The sequence below is a fragment of the Pseudomonas citrullilanati genome, assembly GCF_030580855.1.
In the GTDB taxonomy this organism is placed as follows: Bacteria; Pseudomonadota; Gammaproteobacteria; order Pseudomonadales; family Pseudomonadaceae; genus Aquipseudomonas; species Aquipseudomonas citrulli.
Window position 1 is genome coordinate 1 of the sequence record NZ_JAUQOP010000093.1, and the last position, 1,243, is coordinate 1,243.

General features: G+C 55.0%; 2 protein-coding genes. Both read left to right on the forward strand.

Features of this window, described 5'->3' with window-relative positions:
* Positions 1–71 precede the first annotated feature (71 nt).
* On the forward strand, positions 72–374 hold the full coding sequence (locus tag Q6A48_RS26190) for a transposase (RefSeq protein WP_369811742.1): 303 nt from the start codon (positions 72–74) through the stop codon (positions 372–374).
* The gene (locus Q6A48_RS25895) at positions 371–1,207 is read left to right on the forward strand and encodes an IS3 family transposase (RefSeq protein WP_369811743.1); all 837 of its coding nucleotides are present in this window, start codon (positions 371–373) and stop codon (positions 1,205–1,207) included. Before Q6A48_RS26190 ends, Q6A48_RS25895 begins: the two co-directional genes overlap by 4 nt.
* Positions 1,208–1,243 lie beyond the last annotated feature (36 nt).

Consider the following 1,243-nt stretch of genomic DNA (forward strand, 5'->3'; position numbering starts at 1 on the left):
TGAACTGGCCTAATGATTTTGGACACTTCAATCGGGCGCTATGATGGCGCCCAAATCTGAGGTGTTTGGCTATGCGTAAATCTTATTCGAGTGAGTTCAAACTCAAGGCTGCCAGCATGGTGCTGGACGAAGGGCAGTCAGTGCCTGAGGTCTGTGCCAGTTTGGATGTCGGCCCTACGGCGTTGCGCCGCTGGGTCGATCAGGTTCGCAAAGAACGCTTGGGTACGACTCCGGTAGGGGCCAAGGCGATTACCGCTGATCAACGAGAGATCCAGAGGCTCAAAGCCCTGCTTAGGGAGAAAGACCTGGACATCGAAATCCTAAAAAAGGCCAGTGCTCTCCTGCTTTTGGACGCCAAAGATCATTTACGTTGATCGAGGAGCTGGACGAGCAATACGGCGTTAAAAGGTGTTGCCAGGCGTTTGGAGTCAACCGCAACACCTTCTACGCTTGGCGCCAGCGTCAAGGTAGGACCAATCCTGAACGAGAGAAGCTCAAAGCGGTGTTGGTCAAGCATCACAAAGCGTCGAGAGCGTCGGCGGGCGCGCGTACTTTGGCCAAGGAACTACAAGCCAAAGGGCATCTCGTCGGTCGGTATATGGCTCGCAGTTTGATGCGTGAAGCGGGTATCGCCAGTCGTCAGCGCAGGCGCCATAAGTACAAGTCGCCGGGCGTGGAAGCCTTGGTGGCGCCACACGTGCTCAAGCGCAGGTTTGATGTGACGGCGGTTAATCAGGTGTGGTGTGGCGACGTGACTTACATCAGGGTCGGTAAGCGCTGGCTGTATTTCGCTGCGGTCCTGGACTTGTACGCTCGAAGAATCGTGGGCTGGTCGTTCTCGATGATTTCTGATGCCAATCTGACCTGTGAAGCGCTACGCATGGCGGTTGAGCTACGCGGCAGCCCTCAAGATGTGTTGTTTCATTCTGACCAAGGTTGTCAGTACACCAGCCATAAGTTTCGAAACGAGCTGCTGAAACATGGGCTTCGACAAAGCATGAGCCGTAAAGGCGAGTGCTGGGACAACGCCCCGATGGAGCGTTTCTTTGGCAGTTTGAAATCAGAGTGGGTGCCCGAAACAGGCTACCAACTGGAGCATGAGGCCCGAGCAGACGTACAGCGCTATGTCTCGCGCTACAACATCAGCAGGCCTCACAGCTACAACGACTACCGGTCGCCAGTCGCGAAAGAGCGCTTGGCGGCGTAAACCTTAATCGGTGTCCAAGATTACTTGACCAGTTCA

Excerpts from the sequence above, each read along its gene's own strand:
- Q6A48_RS26190 (WP_369811742.1), top strand. The coding sequence starts at position 72 with ATGCGTAAATCTTATTCGAGTGAGTTCAAACTCAAGGCTGCCAGCATG.